This window comes from Pseudomonas sp. HS6 (assembly GCF_023375815.1).
In the GTDB taxonomy this organism is placed as follows: domain Bacteria; phylum Pseudomonadota; class Gammaproteobacteria; order Pseudomonadales; family Pseudomonadaceae; genus Aquipseudomonas.
The window spans coordinates 4796338-4818580 of sequence record NZ_CP067412.1 but is presented as its reverse complement, the minus strand read 5'-3'; the positions used below and the strand labels follow the sequence as shown (position 1 = coordinate 4818580).

Sequence of the window (22243 nt, the reverse complement as noted above, 5' to 3'; positions counted from 1 at the left end):
GGCGCGGGAGTTTAGCAGTTACTGAGCTTCAGCTCAGCCCCATCCGCCGCTGGGCCCGCTGAACCGATCCATTGCGCATTGCCCAACGCAGCATCGGTGCACTGCGTTTGACACTGGCGCGAATCAACTGACGTTGCAACGGGTTTTGGCGGGCATCCAGCATGTCGCTGGCCCAGTCCGGCAGCAGGTCGATGCCGGCCTTCATCATCAGATCGCCAAACGGCCGCGCCAGAACACTGGGAGCCGGCGCATCGAGCAACAGGCGCAGTACTTCACGACTGCGCTCGTCACACAGCAACTGCGGACGCATGCGTTGCAGGTAATCGGCCACGGCCTGGCGCGACTTCGGCACACTCCGGGCACCCAGTCGTTCAGCAACCACGGCGATTTCCGTGTAGTAACGATCCTGATCGACCGGCGACAACTGTGGGTTGCGGTAACGTAAATGGGCGGCGAGAAAGTTGCTGACTTCGGCCACGTGCACCCAGGTCAGCAGATCCGGATCACTTGCCGCATAGGGCCGGCCATCGGGCGCGGTGCCGACGACTTGCAGGTGGATGGTGCGGACTTTCTCGATCAGCCATTCGGCGTCCCGCCGCGAGCCGAACGTAGTGCCGGAGACAAACTGACTGGTACGACGCAGGCGGCCGAGCATGTCCTGGCGAAAGTTCGAGTGGTCCCAGACGCCGGCCAGGGCCAGCGGATGCAAGGCTTGCAGTAACAAGGCACTGATGCCGCCGATCAACATGCTGCTGAAGTCGCCGTGTACCTGCCAACTGATTGAGTCCGGGCCGAACAGGCCGGGATCGCCCTTGGGGTTTTCCAGATCGAGCTGGCCGAGGGACAGACCGGTCAGGCTCATGAGTTGGTTTTCGATACGGCTGCGGATGAATTCCATGGCAACTCAGTGGTGAAGGGCAGCGCGGCCGGTTGACCGCGCCTGTGATTCTACTGGTTAAGGCGCTTGTCGATCAGCCCCTGCACCACGCTCGGGTCGGCCAGGGTCGAGGTGTCGCCGAGGCTGTCGAGTTCGTTGCAGGCAATCTTGCGCAGAATCCGCCGCATGATCTTGCCGGAGCGGGTTTTCGGCAGGGCCGGGGCCCATTGGATCAGGTCCGGTTTGGCGAAACTGCCGATCTCCTTGCTGACGTGGGCCAGCAGTTCCTTCTTCAGCTCGTCGTTGGGTTCGGCGCCGTTCATGGGCGTGACGAAGGCATAGATGCCCTGGCCTTTGACGTCGTGGGGGTAACCAACGACTGCGGCCTCGGCGATGCTTTCGTGTAGCACCAACGCGCTCTCGACCTCGGCGGTGCCGATGCGATGGCCGGAGACATTGATCACGTCGTCGATGCGCCCGGTGATCCAGTAGTCGCCGTCCTCGTCGCGGCGCGCGCCGTCGCCGGTGAAGTAGTAACCGGGGTAGGGCTTGAAGTAGGTGTCGACCATGCGCTGCGGATCGCCGTAGACGCTGCGGATCTGCGCCGGCCAGCTCGACTTGATCGCCAGCACGCCGCTGCCGGCGCCTTTGATTTCCTTGCCATGCTCGTCGAGCAGCACCGGTTGCACGCCGAACATCGGTTGGGTGGCGCAGCCCGGTTTGATTCGCTGGGCACTGACCAGCGGACTGAGCATGATCCCGCCGGTTTCGGTCTGCCACCAGGTATCGACTATCGGGCAGCGTTGTTCGCCTACGACGTTGAAATACCATTCCCACGCTTCCGGGTTGATCGGCTCACCGACGCTGCCGAGCAATCTGAGGCTTTCGCGCGACGTTTCCTGCAAGGGACCTGCACCTTCACGCATCAGTGCGCGCAGTGCGGTCGGCGCGGTGTAGAAGATGTTGACCTTGTGTTTGTCGATCACCTGCCAGAACCGCGAACTGCTTGGGTAGCTTGGCACGCCTTCGAAGATCAGCGTGGTGGCGCCGTTGGCCAGCGGGCCGTAGACGATATAGCTGTGGCCGGTGACCCAGCCGACGTCGGCGGTGCACCAGAACACTTCGCCATTGCGGTAATCGAGCACGTACTTGAAGGTCATCGCCGCTTGCAACAGGTAACCGCCGGTTGTGTGCAGCACACCCTTGGGTTTGCCGGTGCTGCCGGAGGTGTAGAGGATGAACAGCGGATCTTCGGCGTCCATCGGTTCCGGCGGGCAATCGTCGCTGACGTCGCGCACGGCCTGGTGATACCAGAGGTCACGGCCTTCGACCCAGTCGATCTTGTTCTGTGTGCGTTCGACCACCACCACGGTGCTGACGTCCGGGCAGCTTTGCAGGGCCTTGTCGACATTCTGTTTCAGCGGCACGAACTTGCCGCCACGCACGCCTTCATCGGCGGTGATCACGGTGCGGCAGTCGGCATCGAGAATGCGGTCGCGCAACGAGTCCGGGGAGAAACCGCCGAACACCACCGAGTGAATCGCGCCGATGCGCGTGCAGGCGAGCATGGCGTAGGCTGCTTCGGGGATCATCGGCATGTAGATGCAGACTCGATCGCCTTTCTTCACGCCACGGCTTTTCAGCACGTTGGCCAGTCGGCAGACGTGGTGATGGAGTTTGTTGTAGGTGATTTGCGTCGATTCGGCAGGGTCGTCGCCTTCCCAGAGGATGGCGGTCTGATCGCCGCGCTTTTCCAGGTGTCGGTCGATGCAGTTGTAGCTGACATTCAGTTTCGCCCCGGCAAACCATGAAGCTTCGCCGGTCTTCAGGTCATAGCGCTGGACGGTCTGCCACGGCGTGCTCCAGTCGAGGAAGCGTGTGGCCTGTTCGGCCCAGAAGGTGCTGGGGTGTTCAATGGATTCGCGGTACAGGCGATGGTAGTCGTCCTGACTCAACTGGGCAGCCCGGCGGACGGCATCGGCTTTGGGGAACGTGCTGATATCGAACATGACGGTTCCTTATTCTTGTTGTGCGACAAGGATAAAGATGCGCCGAGAGTCCAAGAGGTTCAAGTCATCCACAAACGACTGTGGGAGCGAGCTTGCTCGCGAAGGCGAAGTCCCAATCAACATTGATGTTGAATGAAAAACCGCAATCGCGAGCAAGCTCGCTCCCACAGGGTTACTACAGCGCGATCAAATCAGCCGCGGTGACGGCCGCGGAAGTAGTTGATCAGGCCTTGGGTAGAAGCATCTTCGGCAACGCTTTCTTCGCTGCCGACCAGGCGGTTGTACACGCCCTTGCCCAGTTCCTTGCCCAGTTCCACGCCCCACTGGTCGAAGGCGTTGATGCCCCAGACCACGCTTTGCACGAAGACTTTGTGTTCGTACATCGCCACCAGTGCGCCGAGACGACGCGGGCTGATGCGCTCGACCACGATGGTGTTGCTCGGACGGTTGCCCGGGATCACCTTGTGTGGTGCCAGTTTCTGCACTTCGGCTTCGCTCATGCCCTTGTCGCGCAGTTCCGCTTCGGCTTCCGGCAGGGTCTTGCCGAGCATCAGTGCCTGGCTCTGCGACAGGCAGTTGGCGTACAGCCACTGATGGTGGTCGGACACCGGGTTGAAGCTGACGATCGGCACGATGAAGTCGGCCGGGATCAGTTGGGTCCCTTGGTGCAGCAACTGGTGATAAGCATGCTGACCGTTGCAGCCGACGCCGCCCCAGATCACCGGGCCAGTGTCGGTCGACACCGCGGAGCCGTCCTGACGAACGCTCTTGCCGTTGGATTCCATGTCCAGCTGTTGCAAGTGCTTGGTGATGTTACGCAGGTAGTGGTCGTACGGCAGGATCGCGTGGCTATGCGCGCCCCAGAAGTTGCCATACCACACGCCGAGCAGGGCCAGCAGTACCGGCATGTTCTGTTCGAACGGCGCGCTCTGGAAATGCTGGTCCATGGTGTAGGCACCGGACAGCAGTTCCTTGAAGTTGGACATGCCGATGGCCAGCGCGATTGGCAGACCGATGGCCGACCACAGCGAGTAACGACCGCCGACCCAGTCCCACATCGGGAAGATGTTTTCTTCGCGGATACCGAAGGCCACAGCTGCCGCGTTGTTGCTCGATACGGCGATGAAGTGACGATACAGCTCGGCTTCCGAACCGCCCTGAGCCAGGTACCAGGCACGCGCGGCCTGGGCGTTTTTCAGGGTTTCGAGGGTGTTGAACGACTTCGAGGACACGATGAACAGCGTGGTCTCGGCGCGCAGTTTTTGCGTCAGCTCGTGGAATTCGCTGCCGTCGATGTTCGCCAGGTAATGGCAACGCACGCCTTTCTGGGCGTAGGACAGCAAGGCTTCGGAGACCAGTTCAGGGCCGAGGAACGAGCCACCGATGCCGATGTTCACCACGTCGGTGATCGGTTTCTCGGTGTAACCGCGCCACAGACCGTCGTGGATACGGCCCACGAGATCGGTGATCTGGTTCAGCACCTTGTGTACTTCAGGCATCACGTTGACGCCGTTGACCGACAGCTTGTCGCCGACCGGGCGACGCAGGGCGGTGTGCAGCGCCGGGCGGCCTTCGGAGGAGTTGACGATTTCGCCGTCGAACAGCGCCTTGATCGCGCCTTTGAGATCGACTTCATTGGCCAGACCCACCAGCAGGTTGCGGGTCTCGGCGTTGATCAGATTCTTCGAATAGTCGAGAAACAGTCCGCAGCTGCTGAGAGTGAACTGATTGAAGCGCTGCGGATCGGCGTTGAAGGCTTCGCGCATGCTGAAATCCTGCATGGCTTGGCGGTGATCTTTCAACGCTTGCCAGGCAGGCAGAGCGGTAACGTCATGAGGAGTGCGGTAGTACGCCATCGCTGCGGTTTTCCTTTTTACTTGAACGGCCTTTTGAACACTGAAAAGACCTCCCCGCCATGTTTGGGCGAGGGGGCAACTGCGTCGACACGATTACACTGGCGCAGGGCGAATACAGTAAACCTAGCGCTGCGATCTGTCTTGGCTTCTTCTGACCTGTTACCTGTACTTTTTTAACATCGATAACAGGAGCGGCCGACAGACGGCGAGTAATGCGGGCAAGTCCCTGCTTTTCGCGCGCAGTGAAACGGCGGGCAGTTTGCCCGATGGTCTGGTGGTCAGCAATACGGTTTGGAAGAGGAGGTAACACGAATGTGAGAGCGAGCTGGCTCACTCTCACATTCTGATATTGCGGTGCTCAGGCAGGGGTATCGAGGTTCAGGTGCAGGTTGTCGATCAACCGCGTCGTGCCGAGGAATGCGGCCACCAGAATCACCAGGTCACGATCTTCCGCCGTCGCCGGACGCAGGGTCAGGGCGTGGCGGATTTCCAGGTAGTCCGGACGCAGGCCGGCGGCTTCCAGCTGTTGCCGCTGAGCCTGGATCAATGCCGGAAAGTCGCGCTCACCCTGCTTGATCGACTCGGCAATGCTGCTCAGGGCACGATAGACCACGGGTGCCACGGCACGTTGTTCCTCGTTGAGGAAACCGTTGCGCGAGGACAGTGCCAGGCCGTCGGCGGCACGCACGGTCGGCTCGCCGATGATCTGAATCGGCATGTTCAGGTCATGCACCAGCGCACGGATTACCGCCAGTTGCTGATAGTCCTTCTGACCGAAAATCGCCAGATCCGGCTGGACCATGTTGAACAGCTTGCTGACCACTGTGGCCACACCTTCGAAATGTCCGGGACGGCTGGCGCCGCACAATCCTTCGGACAATTGCGGCACGCTGACCCGGGTCTGGCCGGCCATGCCGTCGGGATACATCTCTTCGACGGTCGGGGCGAACAGCAGGGAGCAACCGGCTTCCAGCAGTTTTTCCTGATCGGCTGCGAGGGTGCGCGGGTATTTGTCGAGGTCTTCGCCGGCGCCGAACTGCAGCGGGTTGACGAAAATGCTCGCGACCACGAAGTCCACTCGCTGTTTGGCCTTGGTCACCAGCGCGATGTGGCCGCTGTGCAGGTTGCCCATCGTTGGCACAAAGCCGATGCGCTTGCCTTCACTGCGGGCGCGCGCCACGGCGGCGCGCAGTTCACGTACGGTTTTGACGGTGTTCATGCAGAGAATCCGTGTTCGATCCCGGGGAAGGTGACGGCTTTGACTTCACTGACGTAAGCCTTCAATGCGGACTGGATGCTGTCCTGACCTTGCATGAAGTTCTTCACGAATTTCGGTACGCGGCCGCTGATCGACAGGCCGAGCATGTCATGCAATACCAGCACCTGACCGTCGGTGTCGAAGCCGGCGCCGATGCCGATCACCGGGATTTTCACGGCCTGGCTGATTTCAGCCGCCAGTTCACTTGGTACGCATTCCAGCAGCAACATGGCCGCGCCGGCCTGCTCCAGGGAGATCGCGTCAGCGCGCATCTGGCGCGCCTGGTTTTCGTTGCGACCCTGCACTTTATAGCCGCCGAGAATGTTCACGGCTTGCGGGGTCAGGCCCATGTGGGCGCAGACCGGAACGCCGCGTTCGGCCAGCAGGCGGATCGACTCCGCCAGCCACAGCGCGCCTTCGACCTTGACCATGTGTGCGCCGGCCTGCATCAGCATGGCGCTGTTGGTCATGGTTTGTTCGAGGGTGGCATTGGCCATGAAAGAAAGGTCGGCCAGGATCAAGGCATCGGTGTTGCCGCGTTTGACGCAGGCAGTGTGGTAGGCCATTTCCGCAATGGTCACCGGCAAGGTGCTGTCGTGACCTTGCAGGACCATGCCGAGGGAGTCGCCCACCAGCAGCACTTCGACACCGGCCTCGTTGCAGGCGTGGGCGAAGGTCGCGTCATAGCAGGTCAGCATGGTGATTTTTTCACCTTTCTGCTTGAGGCTCTGGAGCGTGGTCAGGGTGATGGCTGGCATGTAAGAAATCCTCGTTCAGGCGCTTTGGAAACTACTGCGAGTAACGCGCGTGATTCGTCATCTATTCAGGCGCACGCTCTTTTGTCGTGCTTATAAGGCCTGGATTGCGCCCTTGTATGCCGGGTTGGCGGCAGCGGGACGCCTATAGTCGTGATGAGGCCTCAGGAAGTCAATTGCATGTGTTACCGCATTGTTACGACGGGAGTGTTACCGGCGTTACTGATGCGATTCAGCGGGCCGGCGGGCCTGATCTACGGAGTTTTTGTCCTACAAGAACGCAAAATGCGGGAGCCAGTTTGCTCCCGCATCGGCGGTTGGGGTCAGGCGTGGGAGAGGCGCTCGAGGCCGACGAACGGACAGGCCGCTAGCAGATCGGCAAGACTGCGACCATCGGCCAGGCGGAGATCTTCGGGGGCCAGTTCGGCCAAGGGATATAGAACGAATGCGCGTTCCTGCATGTGGTAATGCGGGACTTTGAGGCGCGGCTCGTCGATCAGACGGTCACCGAACAGCAGGATGTCCAGATCCAGCGTGCGCGGGCCCCAGCGTTCCAGGCGTTCGCGGCCCTGATCGTTTTCGATGGCTTGCAGGGCATCGAGCAGGTCCAGCGGGGCGAGTGTGCTGTCCAGCGCCGCCACCGCGTTGGTGTAACGGGGCTGGCCCGGCAGCAACGAGTCGCTCTGGTAAAAGGCAGACACGCCTACAAGGGCTGTATCCGGCAGTTGCCCCAAGGCGTCGACCGCGCTGCGCAGTTGTTCGGCCGGGTCAGCCAGGTTGCTGCCCATGCCGATGTAGATGCGTTCCATGCCTTATTCGCCCGTGGCGCTCGGTGCGCCGGCGCGTTTGCGCTTGGAACCGCTGCTGCGGCGACGCTTGCGCGGAGCGCCACTCGCGTCATCACCCTTACCGCTGAGGTCGCGGATCATGTCGCGGCGTTCGCTGTCGTTGGCGTCCTGATAATCGGTCCACCATTCGCCCAGGCCATCGGTCTGCTCGCCGGCGCTTTCACGCAGCAGCAGGAAGTCGTAGCCGGCGCGGAAGCGCGGATTGTCCAGCAACAGGTCGGCGCGTTTGCCGCTGCGGCGAGGCAGGCGTTCCTGCATGTCCCAGATCTCGCGGATCGGCATGGTGAAGCGTTTTGGAATCGCAATTCGCTGGCATTGTTCGGCGATCAGTTCGTGAGCGCCTTCCTGCATCGCCGGAATCGGCGGCATGCCACGCTCTTGCAGACGCAACACACGGGCCGGCAGGGCAGGCCACAGCAGCGCGGCAAACAGGAACGCCGGGGTCACCGGTTTGTTCTGCTTGATCCGCAGATCGGTGTTGGTCAGTGCTTCGCTGATCAGCGTGTGGGTGTATTCCGGGTTGTGTTCCAGCGCATCGGCACTGGCCGGGAACAACGGCGCGAACAGTTGCAGGTCGACCAGCATTTCGAAGGTGATGGCGCCATGCCCGGAGAGGAACAGCTTGAGCACTTCCTCGAACAACCGGGCCGATGGAATCTCGCGCAGCATCGGCGCCAGCTCGCGGATCGGCTGGACGGTGTGCTTTTCGATGCCGAAGTTGAGCTTGGCGGCGAAACGTACGGCCCGCAGCATCCGCACCGGGTCTTCCTGGTAGCGCTGCTTCGGGTCGCCGATCAGGCGGATCAGGTGATTGCGGATGTCGTGTACGCCATTGGCGTAATCGAGAATGCGCTCGCTGACCGGATCGTAATACAGGGCGTTGATGGTGAAGTCGCGGCGTTGCGCGTCCTCTTCCAGTGTGCCGTAGACGTTGTCACGCAGAATGCGCCCGCTCTCGTTGCGCGAAGACTGGTTGCTGTCTTCGTCATCTTCGTTTTGCGGGTGATTGGCGCGGAAGGTTGCGACTTCAATGATTTCGCGACCGAAATGGATGTGCACCAGCTTGAAGCGGCGGCCGATGATCCGCGCATTGCGGAATTCGGCGCGAACCTGCTCGGGGGTGGCACTGGTGGCGACGTCGAAGTCTTTGGGCGTGATGCCCAGCAGCATGTCGCGCACACAACCGCCGACCAGATAAGCCTGGTAACCGGCGCCTTGCAGACGTTCGACGATGTTGACCGCGTAACGGCTGAATTGGCCCTTTTGCAGCGAGTGTTGGCCGCTGTTGAGGACTTCAGGCGTGCTACGGATGTGTTGAGTACGACGAACGGGAGTTCGGAATGACTGGAACAACTTCTTCAGCATGGGATGCACTGTTTGAAGGAATGTTCGGCCAGACCAAAGAATGACCGCATGATGGGCCGGGATTCTAGCATTTAGTCGAGTGATGGTGTAGGACGCAGGCATTTTGCGCTGCAAACCGCAGGCTAAAGGCGTCGAATTGCATGAGTGAGGGAGATTTTGCTGCGGGGGAGAAACTACAAGGGGAGCCGAAGCTCCCCAAGAAGTAGTTGCGTGCTCTTTTTATTATTGATTCGGGCTTCTTGTTTTTATTGAGTGCCCTCGTCATGAAGCTTTTCCTTCATGACCCTCCCAATCGGGAGCCAAGAGCAAACGGATTGCTTTGGTCGCTGAATTGCAGTGATCTCTCGATCCAACCAGTACAGGCTCTGTCTTAAGACAGTTTTTTGTTGTTCTCGGCCTGGTCGTGGGGCAAGCCCCAAATACAACGCCTCTCCAAAAGAATCAGTTAGCTGCGCCTCTCGCCGTCTTGTTTTTATTGTGCGTGAGTCGATTCGTCTTATTTTTATTGTCTTGTGCATTGCTTGTTATTGTTCTTGTACCAAACATATAGCAGGTGCCGTGCCAACTTTTGTGAAACCCAATAAAACAAGGGGTTAGGTCGATATAACCGTTTTCGCAGGGCGAAAAAAAGCCGGGGTTTCGTTACCGATAACCCCGGCTTCTGTTACGTGAAATGACTGAGGTAACAGTTTTTTCACATCTTCAACCGTTACCCGCACACTCTACAGGTAACGTTCAGCTCTCGCTGGCGACTCCGGTCTTGCGCCGTGGAATGCCCAGACGCTGGCGACGTTCCCACAGGCATTTGCGGCTGACGCCCAGTTTTCGCGCCAGTTCGGTCTCGGTCATGTGGTCTTGGTGCTCAAGCACGAAATGCTGGAAATAGTCTTCCAGTGACAGGTCTTCGGTCGGCTCGTGGCTGCTGTTGCCGGCGTTACCGGTCGGTTGCGCCGGCAGACCAATGAACTCGTCGTCTTCCAGATCGCCCAGCTCGATGTCGATGCCCAGCAGGTCGGCGGAGATTTCCGGGCTTTCGCTCAGGATCACGGCGCGCTCGACGGCGTTTTCCAGCTCCCGCACGTTACCCGGCCAAGAATAGTGCCGGATTGCCTGCTCGGCATCGGCGGCAAATTTCAGGTCGGTGCGGTTGATGCGCGCGCTTTGACGAGCGAGGAACGCATTGGCGATTTCGTTGACGTCTGCACCGCGCTCGCGCAGGGCCGGCAGTTTCAACGCGATCACGTGGAGGCGGTAGTACAAGTCCTCACGGAACTGGCCGATTTTCGCCAGGCTCTTGAGGTCACGGTGAGTTGCGGCGATCAGTCGGACATCGACCTTCTGCGACTGAACCGAGCCCACCCGGCGAATTTCGCCTTCCTGCAACACGCGCAGCAAACGAGCCTGAGCTTCAAGTGGCAATTCGCCGATCTCGTCGAGAAACAGCGTGCCGCCGTCCGCCGCTTCCACCAGACCGGCGCGACCTGCGCTGGCACCAGTGAACGCACCTTTCTCGTGGCCGAACAGTTCGGACTCGATCAGGCTTTCCGGAATGGCTGCGCAGTTCACCGAAATCATCGGTGCCTTGGCGCGTTTCGACAGGTTGTGCAGGGCGCGGGCCACCAGCTCTTTACCGGTGCCGGATTCGCCCTGGATCAGCACATTGGAATCGGTCGGCGCGACTTTACGGATCTTGCCGTAAAGGTCCTGCATCGGCGGGCAGGAGCCGATGATGCCGATCTCGCCGTTGCTGTTGTCGACGGCAGACTTGCCGTTACCGTTGGCCGTTTTGCCAGTAACAATTTCGCCGGCAGCCGGCGCCGACTGACGATCGCGCAGGATCCGCGCGACAGCCTGAAGCATCTCGTCGTGGTCGAAAGGCTTGGCGATGTAGTCCACCGCGCCCATCTTCATCGAGTCGACCGCCGAGCGCAGGCTGGCGTAGCTGGTCATGATCAGCACCGGTGTGCCCTGGCCAAGCTTGATCAGCTCGGTGCCCGGAGCACCCGGCAGACGCAGGTCGCTGACGATCAGATCGAAAGTGGGAATACTGAAGCGTTCTTGTGCTTCCTGCACTGAACCGGCTTCGCTGACCTGATACTGGTTGCGTTCCAGCAGGCGGCGCAAGGCGGAGCGGATAATGGTTTCGTCTTCGACGATCAAAATGTGCGGCATTGATTCGATACTCTCGACGGTCTCAGTTCACAGCGGACGTCGCTTCGACATGACGCGGCAATGTCACCCGGATACGGGTGCCGCGCTGGCTCGGAACATCAGCCGGGCTGTCGATGGTGATTTGTCCATAATGCTCTTCAACGATGGAATAGACCAGTGCAAGGCCCAGACCGGTGCCTTCGCCAGGATCCTTGGTGGTGAAGAAGGGTTCGAACAATCGGTCCATGATGTTCTTCGGAATACCGCTGCCTTCGTCCTCGACGATCAGATCGACCGTGTGTTCGCCGGCTTCGCTCTTGACCCGCACCGCACTGCCGGCAGGCGAGGCGTCGCGGGCGTTGGAGAGCAGATTGATCAAGACCTGGGCGAGCCGCTGCGGGTCGCCTTCGACCCAGTGGTCGGGGTCGCACAGGTTATAGAACTGGACTTCGAAGTTGCGTCGGTTCAGAGCCAGCAGGCCGATGGCGTCCTGAGCCACTTCCGCCAGACAGACGGGCTCGTCGCTGTGCTGATGGCTACCAGCGTGGGCGAAGCTCATCAGCGACTGCACGATGCGTGACACGCGTTTGGTCTGTTCGAGGATCTGGCCGCTGATTTCCGTCAGTTCGCCGTCGTCTTCGCGTTCTTCACGCAGGTTTTGCGCAAGACACGCGATGCCGGTGATCGGGTTGCCGATTTCATGGGCCACGCCGGCTGCGAGTCGGCCAATGCTGGCCAGGCGCTCGGAGTGCACCAGTTTGTCTTCGAGCATCTGGGTTTCGGTCAGGTCTTCCACCAGCAGCACCAGGCCGCTGTTACCCGGCGCGAGTGGCTCGTCGATGGCCGCTTTGTGCAGGTTCAGCCAGCGGGTCTGGCCGTCGAGTGCAAGATGCTGTTTGTGCAAGTGCTCGTCGGGCAGGTTGATGAAACCTTGCAGCAATTCTTTCCACGGATTGGCGATGGTGCTCAAGCGCGAGCCGACGACCCGTTGTGCGGCAATCCCGGTCAGCTCTTCCATGGCCTTGTTCCACATCAGGATCTCCTGATCCTTGGCCAGCGAGCAGACACCCATCGGCAGCTCCTGCAGGGTCTGACGGTGGTAACGGCGCAAGGCATCGAGTTCGGCGGCCAGACCGGTGAGGCGCGAGTGGTAGTCCTCGAGGCGGCTTTCGATAAAGTGGATGTCTTCGGTGACGTAGTTTTCGCCGCCGGCCTTGTACGGCAGGAAGGTTTCTACCATGTCCTGGGCGACGCTCGGGCCCATCAGGCCGGACAGGTTGGCTTCGATCCGGTCACGAAGACGACGCAACGCATAAGGGCGGCGCTCATCAAAAGGCAGATAGAGGTCGCGCAGAGCCTGTTCGACTTCCTTTTGCGCCGCTTTGGCACCCAATGGCTTCGCCAGTTGCGTGGCGAACTCCTGCGGGGAGGCCGCATGCAGTTCCCGGCGTTGCGGGCGACGCACGTTGTCCACCGCGCAGGCTTCGGCGGCGCTGGCCTCTTCCGGACTGGCGTTGGTGAACAGCGAGATCAGGGTGAACATCAAGACGTTGGCCGCCAGCGAGGCGATGGCCGCCATGTGCCAGCTGGTGTCGTCCAGCACGTAGATCATGTTCAGCAGCGGGATATAGAAACCCTGCAAATTGCCGACCAGCGGCAGCAGCATGGTCACCACCCACACCAGAATCCCCGCCAGCAGTCCGGCGATGAAACCACGGCGATTGGCGGTCGGCCAGTAAAGGACCGACAGCACGCCCGGCAGAAATTGCAGGGTTGCCACAAACGCGACGATGCCGAGGTTGGCCAGATCCTGCTCGGCGCCGAGCATCAGGTAGAAGCAGAAACCGGCCATGATGATCGCGACGATCAGTGCCCGGCGGGTCCATTTCAACCAGCGATAGATATTGCCTTCGGCAGGTGGCTGGTAGAGCGGCAGCACCAGGTGATTCAGGGCCATGCCCGACAACGCCAGCGTGGTGACAATGATCAGGCCGCTGGCCGCCGACAGGCCGCCGACATACGCCAGCAACGCCAGTGCCTTGCTGTTGGCAGCAATGCCGATGCCGAGGGTGAAGTATTCCGGGTTGGTGGTGGCCCCGAGTTTCAGGCCGGCCCAGAGAATCAGCGGAACGGCCAGGCTCATCAACAGCAGAAACAATGGCAGGCCCCAGCTCGCACTCACCAGAGAGCGCGGGTTGAGGTTCTCGGTGAACGTCATGTGATACATGTGCGGCATCACGATCGCTGAGGCGAAAAACACCAGCAGCAGCGTGCGCCACGGGCCTTCCTGCAAAGGGGTGTGCAGGGCGGCGAGGGCGGTCTGATTCTGGAGTAGCCACAATTCAAGCTGTTGCGGACCGTCGAACACGCCGTACAAGGCATAGAGGCCGACGCCGCCGAGGGCGGCCAGTTTGATCACCGATTCGAAGGCAATCGCGAACACCAGCCCTTCATGTTTTTCGCGGGTGGCGATATGGCGCGAGCCGAAGAATATCGTGAACAGGATGATCAGTGCGCAGAACGCAAGTGCCACGCGACTCTGCACGGGTTCACCGGTGAGGATGCCGATGGAATCGGCCACGGCCTGGATCTGCAACGCCAGCAACGGCAATACACCGATCAACATGAAAATCGTGGTCAGCGCACCGGCCCAGGTGCTGCGGAAGCGAAAGGCGAACAAGTCCGCCAGCGACGACAGTTGATAGGTGCGGGTGATCTTCAGGATCGGATACAGCAGCACCGGTGCCAGCAGAAACGCGCCGGACACCCCGAGATAACTGGACAGAAAGCCGTAGCCGTACTGATAAGCCAGACCGACCGTACCGTAGAACGCCCACGCACTGGCGTAGACCCCCAGCGACAGGGTGTAGGTCAACGGATGGCGAATGATCGCCCGCGGGATCATGCCCCGTTCACTGATCCACGCCACTCCGAACAGCGCGGCCAGGTAGGCGGCGCTGATCAGCAGCATCTGGGTCAGGCTAAAGCTCATCGGCATCTTTTTGGCTCTGAAGGATGAAGGTCACGACGATCAGGATCAGCCAGAGCAGATAAGGGCGATACCAGGCGCCCGTGGCGTCGATCCACCAATCCATGATGGCGGGAGAAAACAGGTAGATCCCCACGACCAGAAGCAGGACCAAGCGATAGATGTACATCCCGGCCTCTCTTTTTTATGCGCGTGCCCGAAAACGTGCGGCGATGGTAACGGATGGGCGCGCCACTGCAAGTGTCGTCACAGCAGTTGCGCTTCGGGCAGGGTCAGTGTGCGCGGGATTTTTGAGGCATCCCAGTGGGCGCGGCCCCAGTTCAACAGTTCTTGCGGCGAGGCGTGGGCCAGTTCGGTGCCGGGATTTTGCCCCAGTGCCCGCAACGCCCGCAGCAGCAACGGTGTGGCCTGATCGGCTTCCAGCGGTGGCGAGCGGTAGGACTTGCCGAGCTTGTTGCCGTCGGGCTGGGTAATCAGCGGCAGGTGCAGAAAACGTGGCTGGCGCAGGCCCAGCAGTTCTTGCAGATAGAGCTGGCGCGGCGTCGAGTCGAGCAGATCGGCACCGCGCACGATATCGGTAATGCCCTGCCAGGCGTCGTCCAGCACCACCGCCAGTTGATAGGCGTAGAGGCCATCGCGGCGGCGGATCACGAAATCACCCACGTCGCGGCCCAGGTGCTGGCGGTATTCGCCCTGCACCCGGTCGATGAAGTGATATTCCAGCTCCGGCACGCGCAGGCGGATCGCGGCGTCTTCCTGACCATGGCCGGCATTGCGGCACAGTCCCGGATAAATGCCGTGATAAGGCTCCAGTTGTTTGCGCGAGCAGGTGCAGGCGTACGCCAGGCCGTGATTGAACAGGCTGTCGAGCACTTGCGCGTAGGCTTCGTGCCGGTCGCTCTGGCGAACCATCTCGCCGTCCCATTCGAAACCGTAGCTTTCCAGTGCCCTGAGAATCGCTGTTTGCGCGCCCGGCTCTTCGCGGGGCGGATCAAGATCTTCCATGCGCACCAGCCAACGGCCATTCACCGAACGGGCATCCAGATAAGAAGCGAGCGCTGCTACCAGCGAGCCGAAGTGCAGGTGTCCACTGGGCGTCGGGGCAAAGCGGCCGATGTAAGCGGGGAGGGTGTTGGCAGTCATGAGGGCGATGTTACTTGAAGAGTAAAAAACGGCGGAAACAAAAACGGAGCGTTCGCACGCTCCGTTTTTCGTTCAGGTCGGGATTACTTGCCGACCTGCTTTTCCTTGATTTCCGCAAGGTTCTTGCAGTCGACGCACATGTCGGCAGTCGGGCGGGCTTCGAGGCGCTTGACGCCGATCTCGATGCCGCAGGAATCACACCAGCCGTACTCTTCGTCTTCGATCAGTTGCAGCGTCTTGTCGATCTTCTTGATCAACTTGCGCTCGCGGTCGCGGGCGCGCAGCTCAAGGGCGAACTCTTCTTCCTGGCTGGCACGGTCGGCCGGATCAGGGAAGTTGGCTGCTTCGTCCTTCATGTGATCAACAGTACGGTCGACTTCCTGCATCAACTCGTGTTTCCACTTGGACAGGATCTTGGTGAAGTGCGCGCGCATCGGGGCGCCCATATACTCTTCGCCCGCTTTCGGAACATAAGGTTCGAAACCGCTGATCGTCTGATTCTGCTGCTGCTTTGCTTGGGTGGGCATGAAATGGACCGCCTCTACTCTTGTAATCCATTGCGCAGGATTGCTCCATCACCGACACCTGCCGGCCCTGCGGCTGCAAGCGGGCGAACTTACCAGATCAATTCGGCCCGCGCTACTCCCGGATGTCGAGCCCGCGGCCGGTGGTGCCTGCAAATGTTTGCCAAGCCATGTCCGGTGGTAATGGAGACCTGATCAATCACTGATTTTAGTCAATTCTGGAGCGTACGCTCGGGTCGTTACAGTCCAGTGTTCTTGAGGCTGTGACCGCTACGGGTTCTCGCTCGTTCCGGCAGATGGGTAGAATCGTTTCTTTTCCCTCGTTGAAGGAAGGCCAATGGCTCAGCCCTACAGTGCGCGCAGTCGTGCGATCGAACCGTTCCATGTGATGGCGCTGCTGGCGCGGGCCAATGAATTGCAGGCCGCCGGCCACGACGTGATCCACCTGGAAATCGGCGAACCGGACTTCACGACCGCCGAACCGATCATCCGCGCCGGCCAGGCTGCGCTGACAGCGGGGAAAACCCGTTATACCGCCGCCCGTGGCATTCCTGAGTTGCGCGAAGCGATTTCCGGTTTCTACCAGACACGCTATGGCCTGACGATCGATCCTCGACGGATTCTGATCACGCCGGGCGGCTCCGGGGCGCTGTTGCTGGCCAGCGCATTGCTGGTGGATCCGGGCAAGCATTGGCTGTTGGCCGATCCTGGTTATCCATGCAATCGGCACTTTTTGCGCCTGGTTGAAGGTGCGGCTCAGCTGGTTCCTGTCGGCCCGGATGTGCGCTATCAACTGACGCCTGATCTGGTGGAGCGCCACTGGGATCACGACAGTGTCGGCGCACTGGTCGCTTCACCAGCCAACCCGACCGGCACGGTTCTGACCCGCGATGAGCTTTCGGGTTTATCCACAGCCATCAAGGCGCGGCACGGGCATCTGGTGGTGGACGAGATCTACCACGGCCTCACTTACGGCACCGATGCGGCCAGCGTGCTGGAAGTCGACGACAGCGCGTTTGTCCTCAACAGTTTCTCCAAATATTTCGGCATGACCGGTTGGCGTCTCGGCTGGCTGATAGCGCCGGAAGCGGCTGTCAGTGAGCTGGAAAAGCTCGCGCAGAATCTCTACATCAGTGCGCCGAGCATGGCCCAATATGCGGCTCTGGCATGTTTCGAGCCGGATACCATTGCGATCCTCGAAGAGCGTCGTACCGAATTCGGCCTTCGCCGTGACTTCCTGCTGCCGGCGCTACGAGAGCTGGGTTTCAATATCGCCGTAGAGCCGGAAGGTGCGTTCTACTTGTATGCCGATATCAGCCAGTTCGGCGGTGATGCCTTCTCATTCTGCCAGCATTTCCTTGAAACCGAACACGTGGCATTCACCCCGGGTCTGGATTTTGGTCGTTATCAGGCCAGCCATCACGTGCGCTTTGCCTACACGCAAAACCTCCCTCGCCTACAAGAAGCGGTGGAGCGTATCGCTCGTGGCTTGAAGAGCTGGCAAGGCTGATGCGCTTTCATCCTCCTCTTGAAGAAGGTCGGTTGATCCGCCGTTACAAGCGCTTTCTCGCCGACATCGAAACTGTTGGCGGCGAATTGCTGACGATTCACTGCCCGAACACCGGTTCGATGCTCAATTGTCAGGTCGAGGGAGGTCAGGTCTGGTTCAGCCGTTCCAATGACCCCAAGCGCAAGCTGCCCGGCACCTGGGAAATCGGTGAAACCCCGCAGGGCCGGTTGTTCTGTGTGAACACCGGGCGCGCTAACACACTGGTCGAAGAGGCGTTGCAGGCCGGTGTCATCAGCGAGTTGAACGGGTTTACCGCGCTGAAACGCGAAGTGGCCTATGGACAGGAAAAAAGCCGTATCGACTTTCGCCTCGAATACCCGACAGGGCCGGCGTACGTGGAAGTGAAAAGCGTCACGCTGGGTTTCGACGGTACGGCGGTGGCAGCCTTTCCCGATGCCGTGACAGATCGCGGTGCCAAGCACTTGCGTGAGCTGGCGCATCTGGCGCGAGACGGGATTCGGGCGGTGCAGTTGTACTGCGTGAATCTGACCGGCATCGAGGCGGTGCGTCCTGCGGTGGAAATCGATTCGGCCTACGCCGATGCCTTGCGCGAAGCGGTGGCGGCCGGGGTTGAGGTGCTGGCTTATGGTGTGCGGTTAAATCATGAGGAAATGTTGATCGATCGTCGGCTGGGCGTCTTGCTCGACGGTTAAACGTCGACCCACAGCCCTTGGGCATCTTCACGGCAATCGATGGCCGTCAGCGATTGCCCGGCGCAGGGGCCCGCCACGCATTCACCGTCCTCGATCAGAAACAATGCGCCGTGTGTGGCGCACTGGATCAGGCTGTTGCTCGGGTCGAGAAACTGATCGGGTTGCCATTCCAGCCCGACGCCCCGGTGCGGGCAGCGGTTGAGGTAGACGTACGCCTGGCCGGCCCGGCGCACGGCGAACAGTCTTTTCCCGTCGATCTCGAAACCGCGGCTGCCGGCCTCGATCAGATCGGCCCCCGTACACAGAAACTTCATGGCTATCCTCAAGTGTCAGCTCATGTCCGGATATGTCCGAGCTTGACGTTTAAATGCAAACAATTATCAAATGGCCGCCTTCGCCCGCTGCGCGGTGACCGCTGCCGAGGATACTTGGCCTGCCGTCCCGATGCCCGGGAAAATCCTTCAAGGAAGCTGTCTATGCGCCTGAATACCCGCGTTGCCGTGCTGTGTGCCGGACTTTTGGTCAGCCACCAGGCTGCAGCGGCCCAATTGCCGCAACGCTGGGTCAGTGCCGGCGGTGCGCTGTCGGAGTGGGTGAGTGCGTTGGGTGGCGAGGTGAAACTGGTCGGCGTTGACACCACCAGCCAGCATCCTGAGTCCCTCAAGTCGCTGCCGAGCATTGGTTACCAGCGCAGTCTGTCGGCCGAAGGCATCCTCAGCCTGCGCCCGGACATCCTGATCGGCACCGAGGAAATGGGTCCGCCACCGGTGATCTCGCAAGTTCGCAGTGCCAAGGTGCAGGTGGAGTTGTTCTCCGCTCAGCCGGATCTGCCGACGCTGGAAAAAAACGTCACCCATCTGGGCCAGTTGCTGGGCGCCGAGACTCAGGCGACGCAACTGCTGCAAAGTTATCAACAGCGACTCGATGCGCAGAAAGCGCGAGTGGTTGAGATGCAGTCAAAACACAAGGCTCCCGGCGTGCTGTTGCTGCTCGGGCATGCCGGCGGCAAACCGTTGATTGCCGGCAAGGACACCGCAGCCGACTGGATGCTGCAACAGGCGGGCGGACACAACCTGGCCACTCACACTGGTTACAAGCCGTTCTCCGTGGAGTCCCTGGCCGGGCTCGACCCCGAAGTGTTGGTGTTTGCCGACCGCGCACTGACCGGCGAGGCGGCGAAAGCGGCGCTGTTCAAGGAAAATCCGATTCTCAATTCCAGCCGTGCGGCCAAGTCCGGACGCGTGCTGGAGCTGGACCCGACGCTGCTGGTTGGCGGGCTCGGACCGCGTTTGCCGGGAGCGCTGAAAACCCTGTCTGACGGTTTCTACCCGACCCAGAGCGGCCAATGACCACGCTGGTCAAACCCCGTGGCTTGTTCATCGGCCTGATCCTGCTGTGCCTGTTGGCGATCTGGCTGTCGCTGGCCTTGGGGCCGGTCAGCCTGCCGCTGTTCGATACCTTACGTGCCGCGTTGCGCATGATCGGGGTGCCGCTGGCGCCGGACGGGCTGGAACAGGCTGAGCTGATTCTCGGGCAGATTCGTCTGCCTCGGACCTTGCTCGGGTTGGCGGTCGGTGGCGTGCTGGCGTTGTCCGGTGTGGCGATGCAGGGGTTGTTTCGTAATCCGCTGGCGGATCCGGGGTTGGTTGGCGTCTCCAGTGGCGCTGCTTTAGGCGCGGCGGTGGCGATTGTCGGCGGCTCGTTTTTCGGCGGTTTGCCGGAGTGGTTCGGGCCGTACTTATTGTCGGTGTGCGCGTTTCTCGGTGGCCTAGGTGTGACGGCGCTGGTCTATCGACTCGGCCGTCGCAACGGGCAGACCAATGTCGCGACCATGTTGCTGGCGGGCATCGCCCTGACTGCGCTCGCCAGTTCGGCAGTGGGGCTTTTTACTTATCTGGCGGACGATGCGACCCTGCGAACCCTGACTTTCTGGAATCTTGGCAGCCTCAACGGCGCGAGTTACGCGCGGTTGTGGCCGCTGCTGATCATCAGCGCTGGCGTCGCATTGTGGTTGCCGCGTCGGGCCAAGGCTCTGAATGCGTTGTTGCTTGGGGAGTCGGAAGCCGGACATCTGGGGATCGATGTCGAGCGACTCAAGCGTGAGCTGGTGTTCTGCACCGCGTTGGGTGTGGGTGCCGCGGTGGCGGCGGCGGGCATGATCGGATTCGTCGGGCTGGTGGTGCCGCATCTGGTGCGTTTGCTTGCCGGGCCGGATCATCGCGTGTTGTTGCCGGCCTCGGTGCTGGCCGGGGCCAGTCTGCTGTTGCTGGCGGATCTGGTGGCGCGGCTGGCGCTGGCGCCGGCGGAGTTGCCGATCGGTATCGTCACGGCATTCATCGGCGCGCCGTTCTTCCTTTATCTGCTGCTGCGAGGGCGTGCCTGATGTTGCGTGCGCACAATCTGCACATCCGTCGTGGCCGCAAGACGGTATTGGCTGACGTCAGTCTGCAATTGGAACCGGGAGAAGTGCTCGGTGTGCTCGGCCCCAATGGCGCCGGCAAAAGCACTTTGCTCGGGGCGTTGTGCGGGGAGCTGACGCCCAGTGAAGGCAACGTTTCTCTCGACGGTGAAGCCTTGAGCCATTGGAGTGGCAGCCAGCGCGCTCAGCGGCTGGCGGTATTGCCCCAGGTGTCGACGCTGGATTTCGCCTTTCGCGTCGAAGAAGTGGTCGGGATGGGGCGTTTGCCTTATCAGACCGGCAGAGTGCGCGACGACGAGATTGTTGCCGCCGCTTTGCTGGCTGCAGATGCCGGGCATCTGAGCGGACGCAGTTATCTGGCGTTGTCCGGTGGCGAGCGCCAGCGGGTGCATCTGGCCCGCGTGCTGGCGCAGCTGTGGCCGGGGCAGGCCGGGCAGACCTTGTTGCTGGATGAGCCGACTTCGATGCTCGACCCTTTGCATCAGCACACCACGCTGCAAGCCGTGCGTGAGTTTGCCGACCGTGGCGCTGCAGTGATGGTGATCCTGCATGATCTGAACCTGGCGGCGCGCTATTGTGATCGCATCTTGCTGCTTGAAGGCGGGCGCCCGGTGGCACTGGACACGCCGCAGCAGGTGTTGCGTCCTGAATCGCTCAAGGCCGTGTTCGGTCTGGAGGTGTTGGTGCAGTCGCACCCGGAGCGCGGGCATCCGCTGATTATCGCCCGCTGATTTCGTCATCGAGGTGAGAGCATGCGTGGGATTTTGCTGTTCGCGGTGTTGTTGCTTGGCGGTTGCCAACATGTGGCACCGCCGCCGGTCGGTGGCGAGATTCGCGACTTGCGCAGCGGGACACTGATTACCCCGCAAGAATTGCTGACGCGTCTGGGCAAGCCAGCACGGGTGATCATCGGTGAGCAGCATGACAACGCCGATCATCATGCCGTGCAATTGTGGCTGCTGCAGACGCTGGGCGAAGCGCGCCCCCAGGGCAGTCTCCTGCTTGAAATGCTGACACCCGATCAACAATCGCGGGTTGATGACGTACGCCATTCCCCAATACCTCCTGTCGATCTTCCGGTAGAGCTGGCGTGGCAGGACGGTTGGGACTGGAAACTCTACGGGCCGATTGTGCGGTTTGCTTTCACCCAGCCGTATCCACTGCTGGCGGCTAATCTCGATAACATTGAAATTCGTGCGTTCTATCGCGACCCTCCGGTATTGAAGGGGGGTCACAGCAATGCCGAGTCGGTGAAAAACGAACTGGCCGGGCAGATCAGCGATTCTCACTGCGGCTTGCTGCCCCAATCGCAAATGCCGGCGATGCTGGCGGTGCAGCAGCAACGGGATCGGCGGATGGCGACAAGATTGTTGGCGGCGCCTGCGCCGGCGTTGTTGCTGGCGGGTGTGTTTCATGCGCGCAAGGATGTGGGTGTGCCGCTGCATGTGCTGGATCTGGGCGCGCCCGAAGCACCGACGGTGCTGATGCTGGCGGAGCAGGGCAGCGAGGTCACGGCGGCTATGGCCGATTATGCCTGGTTCACGCCGGCCACACCGAAACCGGATTACTGCGCCGAGATGCGTAAACAGTTCGGCAAATGACTTTCTCTCAGGCAAAAAAAGACCCGGTAAAAACCGGGTCAAATAACCGTGATTAGCCTGATGAGGAGATAATCTGAGAGTCCGAACCAAGGGCTTTTCAGAATATCGACTGATCTCGCGACCAGTTGTGATAATCATAGCGATTCTCATTAACAAGTCAATGAGTGTTTTTCCATTTCTTCGGTTTTGTTTTGGGATTGGCTGAAAAGCCCTGCAAACACTGGG

General features: G+C 60.7%; 19 protein-coding genes and 1 pseudogene. 7 read left to right on the top strand and 13 right to left on the bottom strand.

Going from position 1 to position 22243, the window contains the following annotated elements:
- Window positions 1-28: 28 nt before the first annotated feature.
- Window positions 29-898: an oxygenase MpaB family protein gene (locus JJN09_RS21785; protein ID WP_249483716.1), complete on the bottom strand. Its 870-nt coding sequence runs from the start codon at window positions 896-898 to the stop codon at window positions 29-31.
- A 50-nt stretch (window positions 899-948) separates the two neighbouring features.
- Window positions 949-2886 (bottom strand): acetate--CoA ligase, encoded by a 1938-nt coding sequence (acs, locus tag JJN09_RS21780; RefSeq protein ID WP_249483715.1) that lies wholly within the window; start codon window positions 2884-2886, stop codon window positions 949-951.
- Window positions 2887-2966: 80 nt separating this feature from the next.
- Between acs and JJN09_RS21775 the strand changes: the two are divergent.
- Window positions 2967-3056, top strand: a pseudogene (locus JJN09_RS21775) (metal ABC transporter ATP-binding protein); the annotation flags it as partial.
- Window positions 3057-3077: 21 nt separating this feature from the next.
- Here JJN09_RS21775 and pgi read toward each other — a convergent pair.
- From pgi to dksA, 10 genes are all read right to left on the bottom strand, one after another.
- The gene (gene pgi, locus JJN09_RS21770; RefSeq protein WP_249483714.1) at window positions 3078-4742 is read right to left on the bottom strand and encodes a glucose-6-phosphate isomerase; all 1665 of its coding nucleotides are present in this window, start codon (window positions 4740-4742) and stop codon (window positions 3078-3080) included.
- A gap of 358 nt (window positions 4743-5100) precedes the next feature.
- Complete coding sequence (gene panC, locus JJN09_RS21765) at window positions 5101-5961, bottom strand: pantoate--beta-alanine ligase (RefSeq protein ID WP_249483713.1); 861 nt, start codon at window positions 5959-5961, stop codon at window positions 5101-5103.
- Window positions 5958-6758, bottom strand: coding sequence for a 3-methyl-2-oxobutanoate hydroxymethyltransferase (panB, locus tag JJN09_RS21760; protein ID WP_249483712.1), 801 nt, complete (start codon window positions 6756-6758; stop codon window positions 5958-5960). Before panB ends, panC begins: the two co-directional genes overlap by 4 nt.
- 320 nt (window positions 6759-7078) lie before the next feature.
- The gene (gene folK, locus JJN09_RS21755; RefSeq protein ID WP_249483711.1) at window positions 7079-7564 is read right to left on the bottom strand and encodes a 2-amino-4-hydroxy-6-hydroxymethyldihydropteridine diphosphokinase; all 486 of its coding nucleotides are present in this window, start codon (window positions 7562-7564) and stop codon (window positions 7079-7081) included.
- Window positions 7565-7567: 3 nt separating this feature from the next.
- On the bottom strand, window positions 7568-8968 hold the full coding sequence (locus JJN09_RS21750) for a polynucleotide adenylyltransferase PcnB (protein ID WP_249483710.1): 1401 nt from the start codon (window positions 8966-8968) through the stop codon (window positions 7568-7570).
- Window positions 8969-9703: 735 nt separating this feature from the next.
- Window positions 9704-11140 carry a sigma-54 dependent transcriptional regulator gene (locus tag JJN09_RS21745; RefSeq protein ID WP_249483708.1) on the bottom strand — a complete coding sequence of 479 codons (1437 nt, stop codon included), beginning with the start codon at window positions 11138-11140 and terminating at the stop codon, window positions 9704-9706.
- A 22-nt stretch (window positions 11141-11162) separates the two neighbouring features.
- Window positions 11163-14117 carry a sensor histidine kinase gene (locus JJN09_RS21740; protein ID WP_249483706.1) on the bottom strand — a complete coding sequence of 985 codons (2955 nt, stop codon included), beginning with the start codon at window positions 14115-14117 and terminating at the stop codon, window positions 11163-11165.
- Window positions 14101-14277, bottom strand: coding sequence for a hypothetical protein (locus JJN09_RS21735; RefSeq protein ID WP_003176118.1), 177 nt, complete (start codon window positions 14275-14277; stop codon window positions 14101-14103). Before JJN09_RS21735 ends, JJN09_RS21740 begins: the two co-directional genes overlap by 17 nt.
- A gap of 77 nt (window positions 14278-14354) precedes the next feature.
- The gene (gluQRS, locus tag JJN09_RS21730; protein WP_249483704.1) at window positions 14355-15251 is read right to left on the bottom strand and encodes a tRNA glutamyl-Q(34) synthetase GluQRS; all 897 of its coding nucleotides are present in this window, start codon (window positions 15249-15251) and stop codon (window positions 14355-14357) included.
- A gap of 83 nt (window positions 15252-15334) precedes the next feature.
- Window positions 15335-15778, bottom strand: coding sequence for an RNA polymerase-binding protein DksA (gene dksA / locus JJN09_RS21725; RefSeq protein ID WP_249483702.1), 444 nt, complete (start codon window positions 15776-15778; stop codon window positions 15335-15337).
- Window positions 15779-16112: 334 nt separating this feature from the next.
- Here dksA and JJN09_RS21720 point away from each other — a divergent pair, with 334 nt between their 5' ends.
- Together JJN09_RS21720 and sfsA are read left to right on the top strand one after the other, a co-directional pair.
- Entirely contained in the window at window positions 16113-17285 is a 1173-nt protein-coding gene (locus JJN09_RS21720; RefSeq protein WP_249483701.1) for a pyridoxal phosphate-dependent aminotransferase, read from the top strand.
- On the top strand, window positions 17285-17998 hold the full coding sequence (sfsA, locus tag JJN09_RS21715; protein WP_249483699.1) for a DNA/RNA nuclease SfsA: 714 nt from the start codon (window positions 17285-17287) through the stop codon (window positions 17996-17998). Before JJN09_RS21720 ends, sfsA begins: the two co-directional genes overlap by 1 nt.
- Here the strand turns inward: sfsA and JJN09_RS21710 are convergent.
- Window positions 17995-18312 carry a Rieske (2Fe-2S) protein gene (locus JJN09_RS21710; RefSeq protein WP_249483698.1) on the bottom strand — a complete coding sequence of 106 codons (318 nt, stop codon included), beginning with the start codon at window positions 18310-18312 and terminating at the stop codon, window positions 17995-17997. The two genes, sfsA and JJN09_RS21710, sit on opposite strands and share 4 nt — an antisense overlap.
- Before the next feature lie 162 nt (window positions 18313-18474).
- On the opposite strand from JJN09_RS21710, the gene JJN09_RS21705 reads away from it, so the two are divergent.
- From JJN09_RS21705 to JJN09_RS21690, 4 genes are read left to right on the top strand one after another with little or no spacing between them, the layout of a single operon-like run.
- Window positions 18475-19347: a hemin ABC transporter substrate-binding protein gene (locus JJN09_RS21705; RefSeq protein WP_249483696.1), complete on the top strand. Its 873-nt coding sequence runs from the start codon at window positions 18475-18477 to the stop codon at window positions 19345-19347.
- 50 nt (window positions 19348-19397) lie between these two features.
- Window positions 19398-20381 carry an iron ABC transporter permease gene (locus JJN09_RS21700; RefSeq protein WP_170931651.1) on the top strand — a complete coding sequence of 328 codons (984 nt, stop codon included), beginning with the start codon at window positions 19398-19400 and terminating at the stop codon, window positions 20379-20381.
- Window positions 20381-21148, top strand: coding sequence for a heme ABC transporter ATP-binding protein (locus JJN09_RS21695; protein ID WP_249483694.1), 768 nt, complete (start codon window positions 20381-20383; stop codon window positions 21146-21148). Before JJN09_RS21700 ends, JJN09_RS21695 begins: the two co-directional genes overlap by 1 nt.
- A 21-nt stretch (window positions 21149-21169) precedes the next feature.
- Window positions 21170-22018 (top strand): ChaN family lipoprotein, encoded by an 849-nt coding sequence (locus JJN09_RS21690; RefSeq protein WP_249483692.1) that lies wholly within the window; start codon window positions 21170-21172, stop codon window positions 22016-22018.
- The last annotated feature ends 225 nt before the right edge of the window (window positions 22019-22243 follow it).

Excerpts from the sequence above, each read along its gene's own strand:
- JJN09_RS21785 (WP_249483716.1), bottom strand. The coding sequence starts at position 898 with ATGGAATTCATCCGCAGCCGTATCGAAAACCAACTCATGAGCCTGACC.
- acs (WP_249483715.1), bottom strand. The coding sequence starts at position 2,886 with ATGTTCGATATCAGCACGTTCCCCAAAGCCGATGCCGTCCGCCGGGCT.
- pgi (WP_249483714.1), bottom strand. The coding sequence starts at position 4,742 with ATGGCGTACTACCGCACTCCTCATGACGTTACCGCTCTGCCTGCCTGG.
- panC (WP_249483713.1), bottom strand. The coding sequence starts at position 5,961 with ATGAACACCGTCAAAACCGTACGTGAACTGCGCGCCGCCGTGGCGCGC.
- panB (WP_249483712.1), bottom strand. The coding sequence starts at position 6,758 with ATGCCAGCCATCACCCTGACCACGCTCCAGAGCCTCAAGCAGAAAGGT.
- folK (WP_249483711.1), bottom strand. The coding sequence starts at position 7,564 with ATGGAACGCATCTACATCGGCATGGGCAGCAACCTGGCTGACCCGGCC.
- JJN09_RS21750 (WP_249483710.1), bottom strand. The coding sequence starts at position 8,968 with ATGCTGAAGAAGTTGTTCCAGTCATTCCGAACTCCCGTTCGTCGTACT.
- JJN09_RS21745 (WP_249483708.1), bottom strand. The coding sequence starts at position 11,140 with ATGCCGCACATTTTGATCGTCGAAGACGAAACCATTATCCGCTCCGCC.
- JJN09_RS21740 (WP_249483706.1), bottom strand. The coding sequence starts at position 14,117 with ATGCCGATGAGCTTTAGCCTGACCCAGATGCTGCTGATCAGCGCCGCC.
- JJN09_RS21735 (WP_003176118.1), bottom strand. The coding sequence starts at position 14,277 with ATGTACATCTATCGCTTGGTCCTGCTTCTGGTCGTGGGGATCTACCTG.
- gluQRS (WP_249483704.1), bottom strand. The coding sequence starts at position 15,251 with ATGACTGCCAACACCCTCCCCGCTTACATCGGCCGCTTTGCCCCGACG.
- dksA (WP_249483702.1), bottom strand. The coding sequence starts at position 15,778 with ATGCCCACCCAAGCAAAGCAGCAGCAGAATCAGACGATCAGCGGTTTC.
- JJN09_RS21720 (WP_249483701.1), top strand. The coding sequence starts at position 16,113 with ATGGCTCAGCCCTACAGTGCGCGCAGTCGTGCGATCGAACCGTTCCAT.
- sfsA (WP_249483699.1), top strand. The coding sequence starts at position 17,285 with ATGCGCTTTCATCCTCCTCTTGAAGAAGGTCGGTTGATCCGCCGTTAC.
- JJN09_RS21710 (WP_249483698.1), bottom strand. The coding sequence starts at position 18,312 with ATGAAGTTTCTGTGTACGGGGGCCGATCTGATCGAGGCCGGCAGCCGC.
- JJN09_RS21705 (WP_249483696.1), top strand. The coding sequence starts at position 18,475 with ATGCGCCTGAATACCCGCGTTGCCGTGCTGTGTGCCGGACTTTTGGTC.
- JJN09_RS21695 (WP_249483694.1), top strand. The coding sequence starts at position 20,381 with ATGTTGCGTGCGCACAATCTGCACATCCGTCGTGGCCGCAAGACGGTA.
- JJN09_RS21690 (WP_249483692.1), top strand. The coding sequence starts at position 21,170 with ATGCGTGGGATTTTGCTGTTCGCGGTGTTGTTGCTTGGCGGTTGCCAA.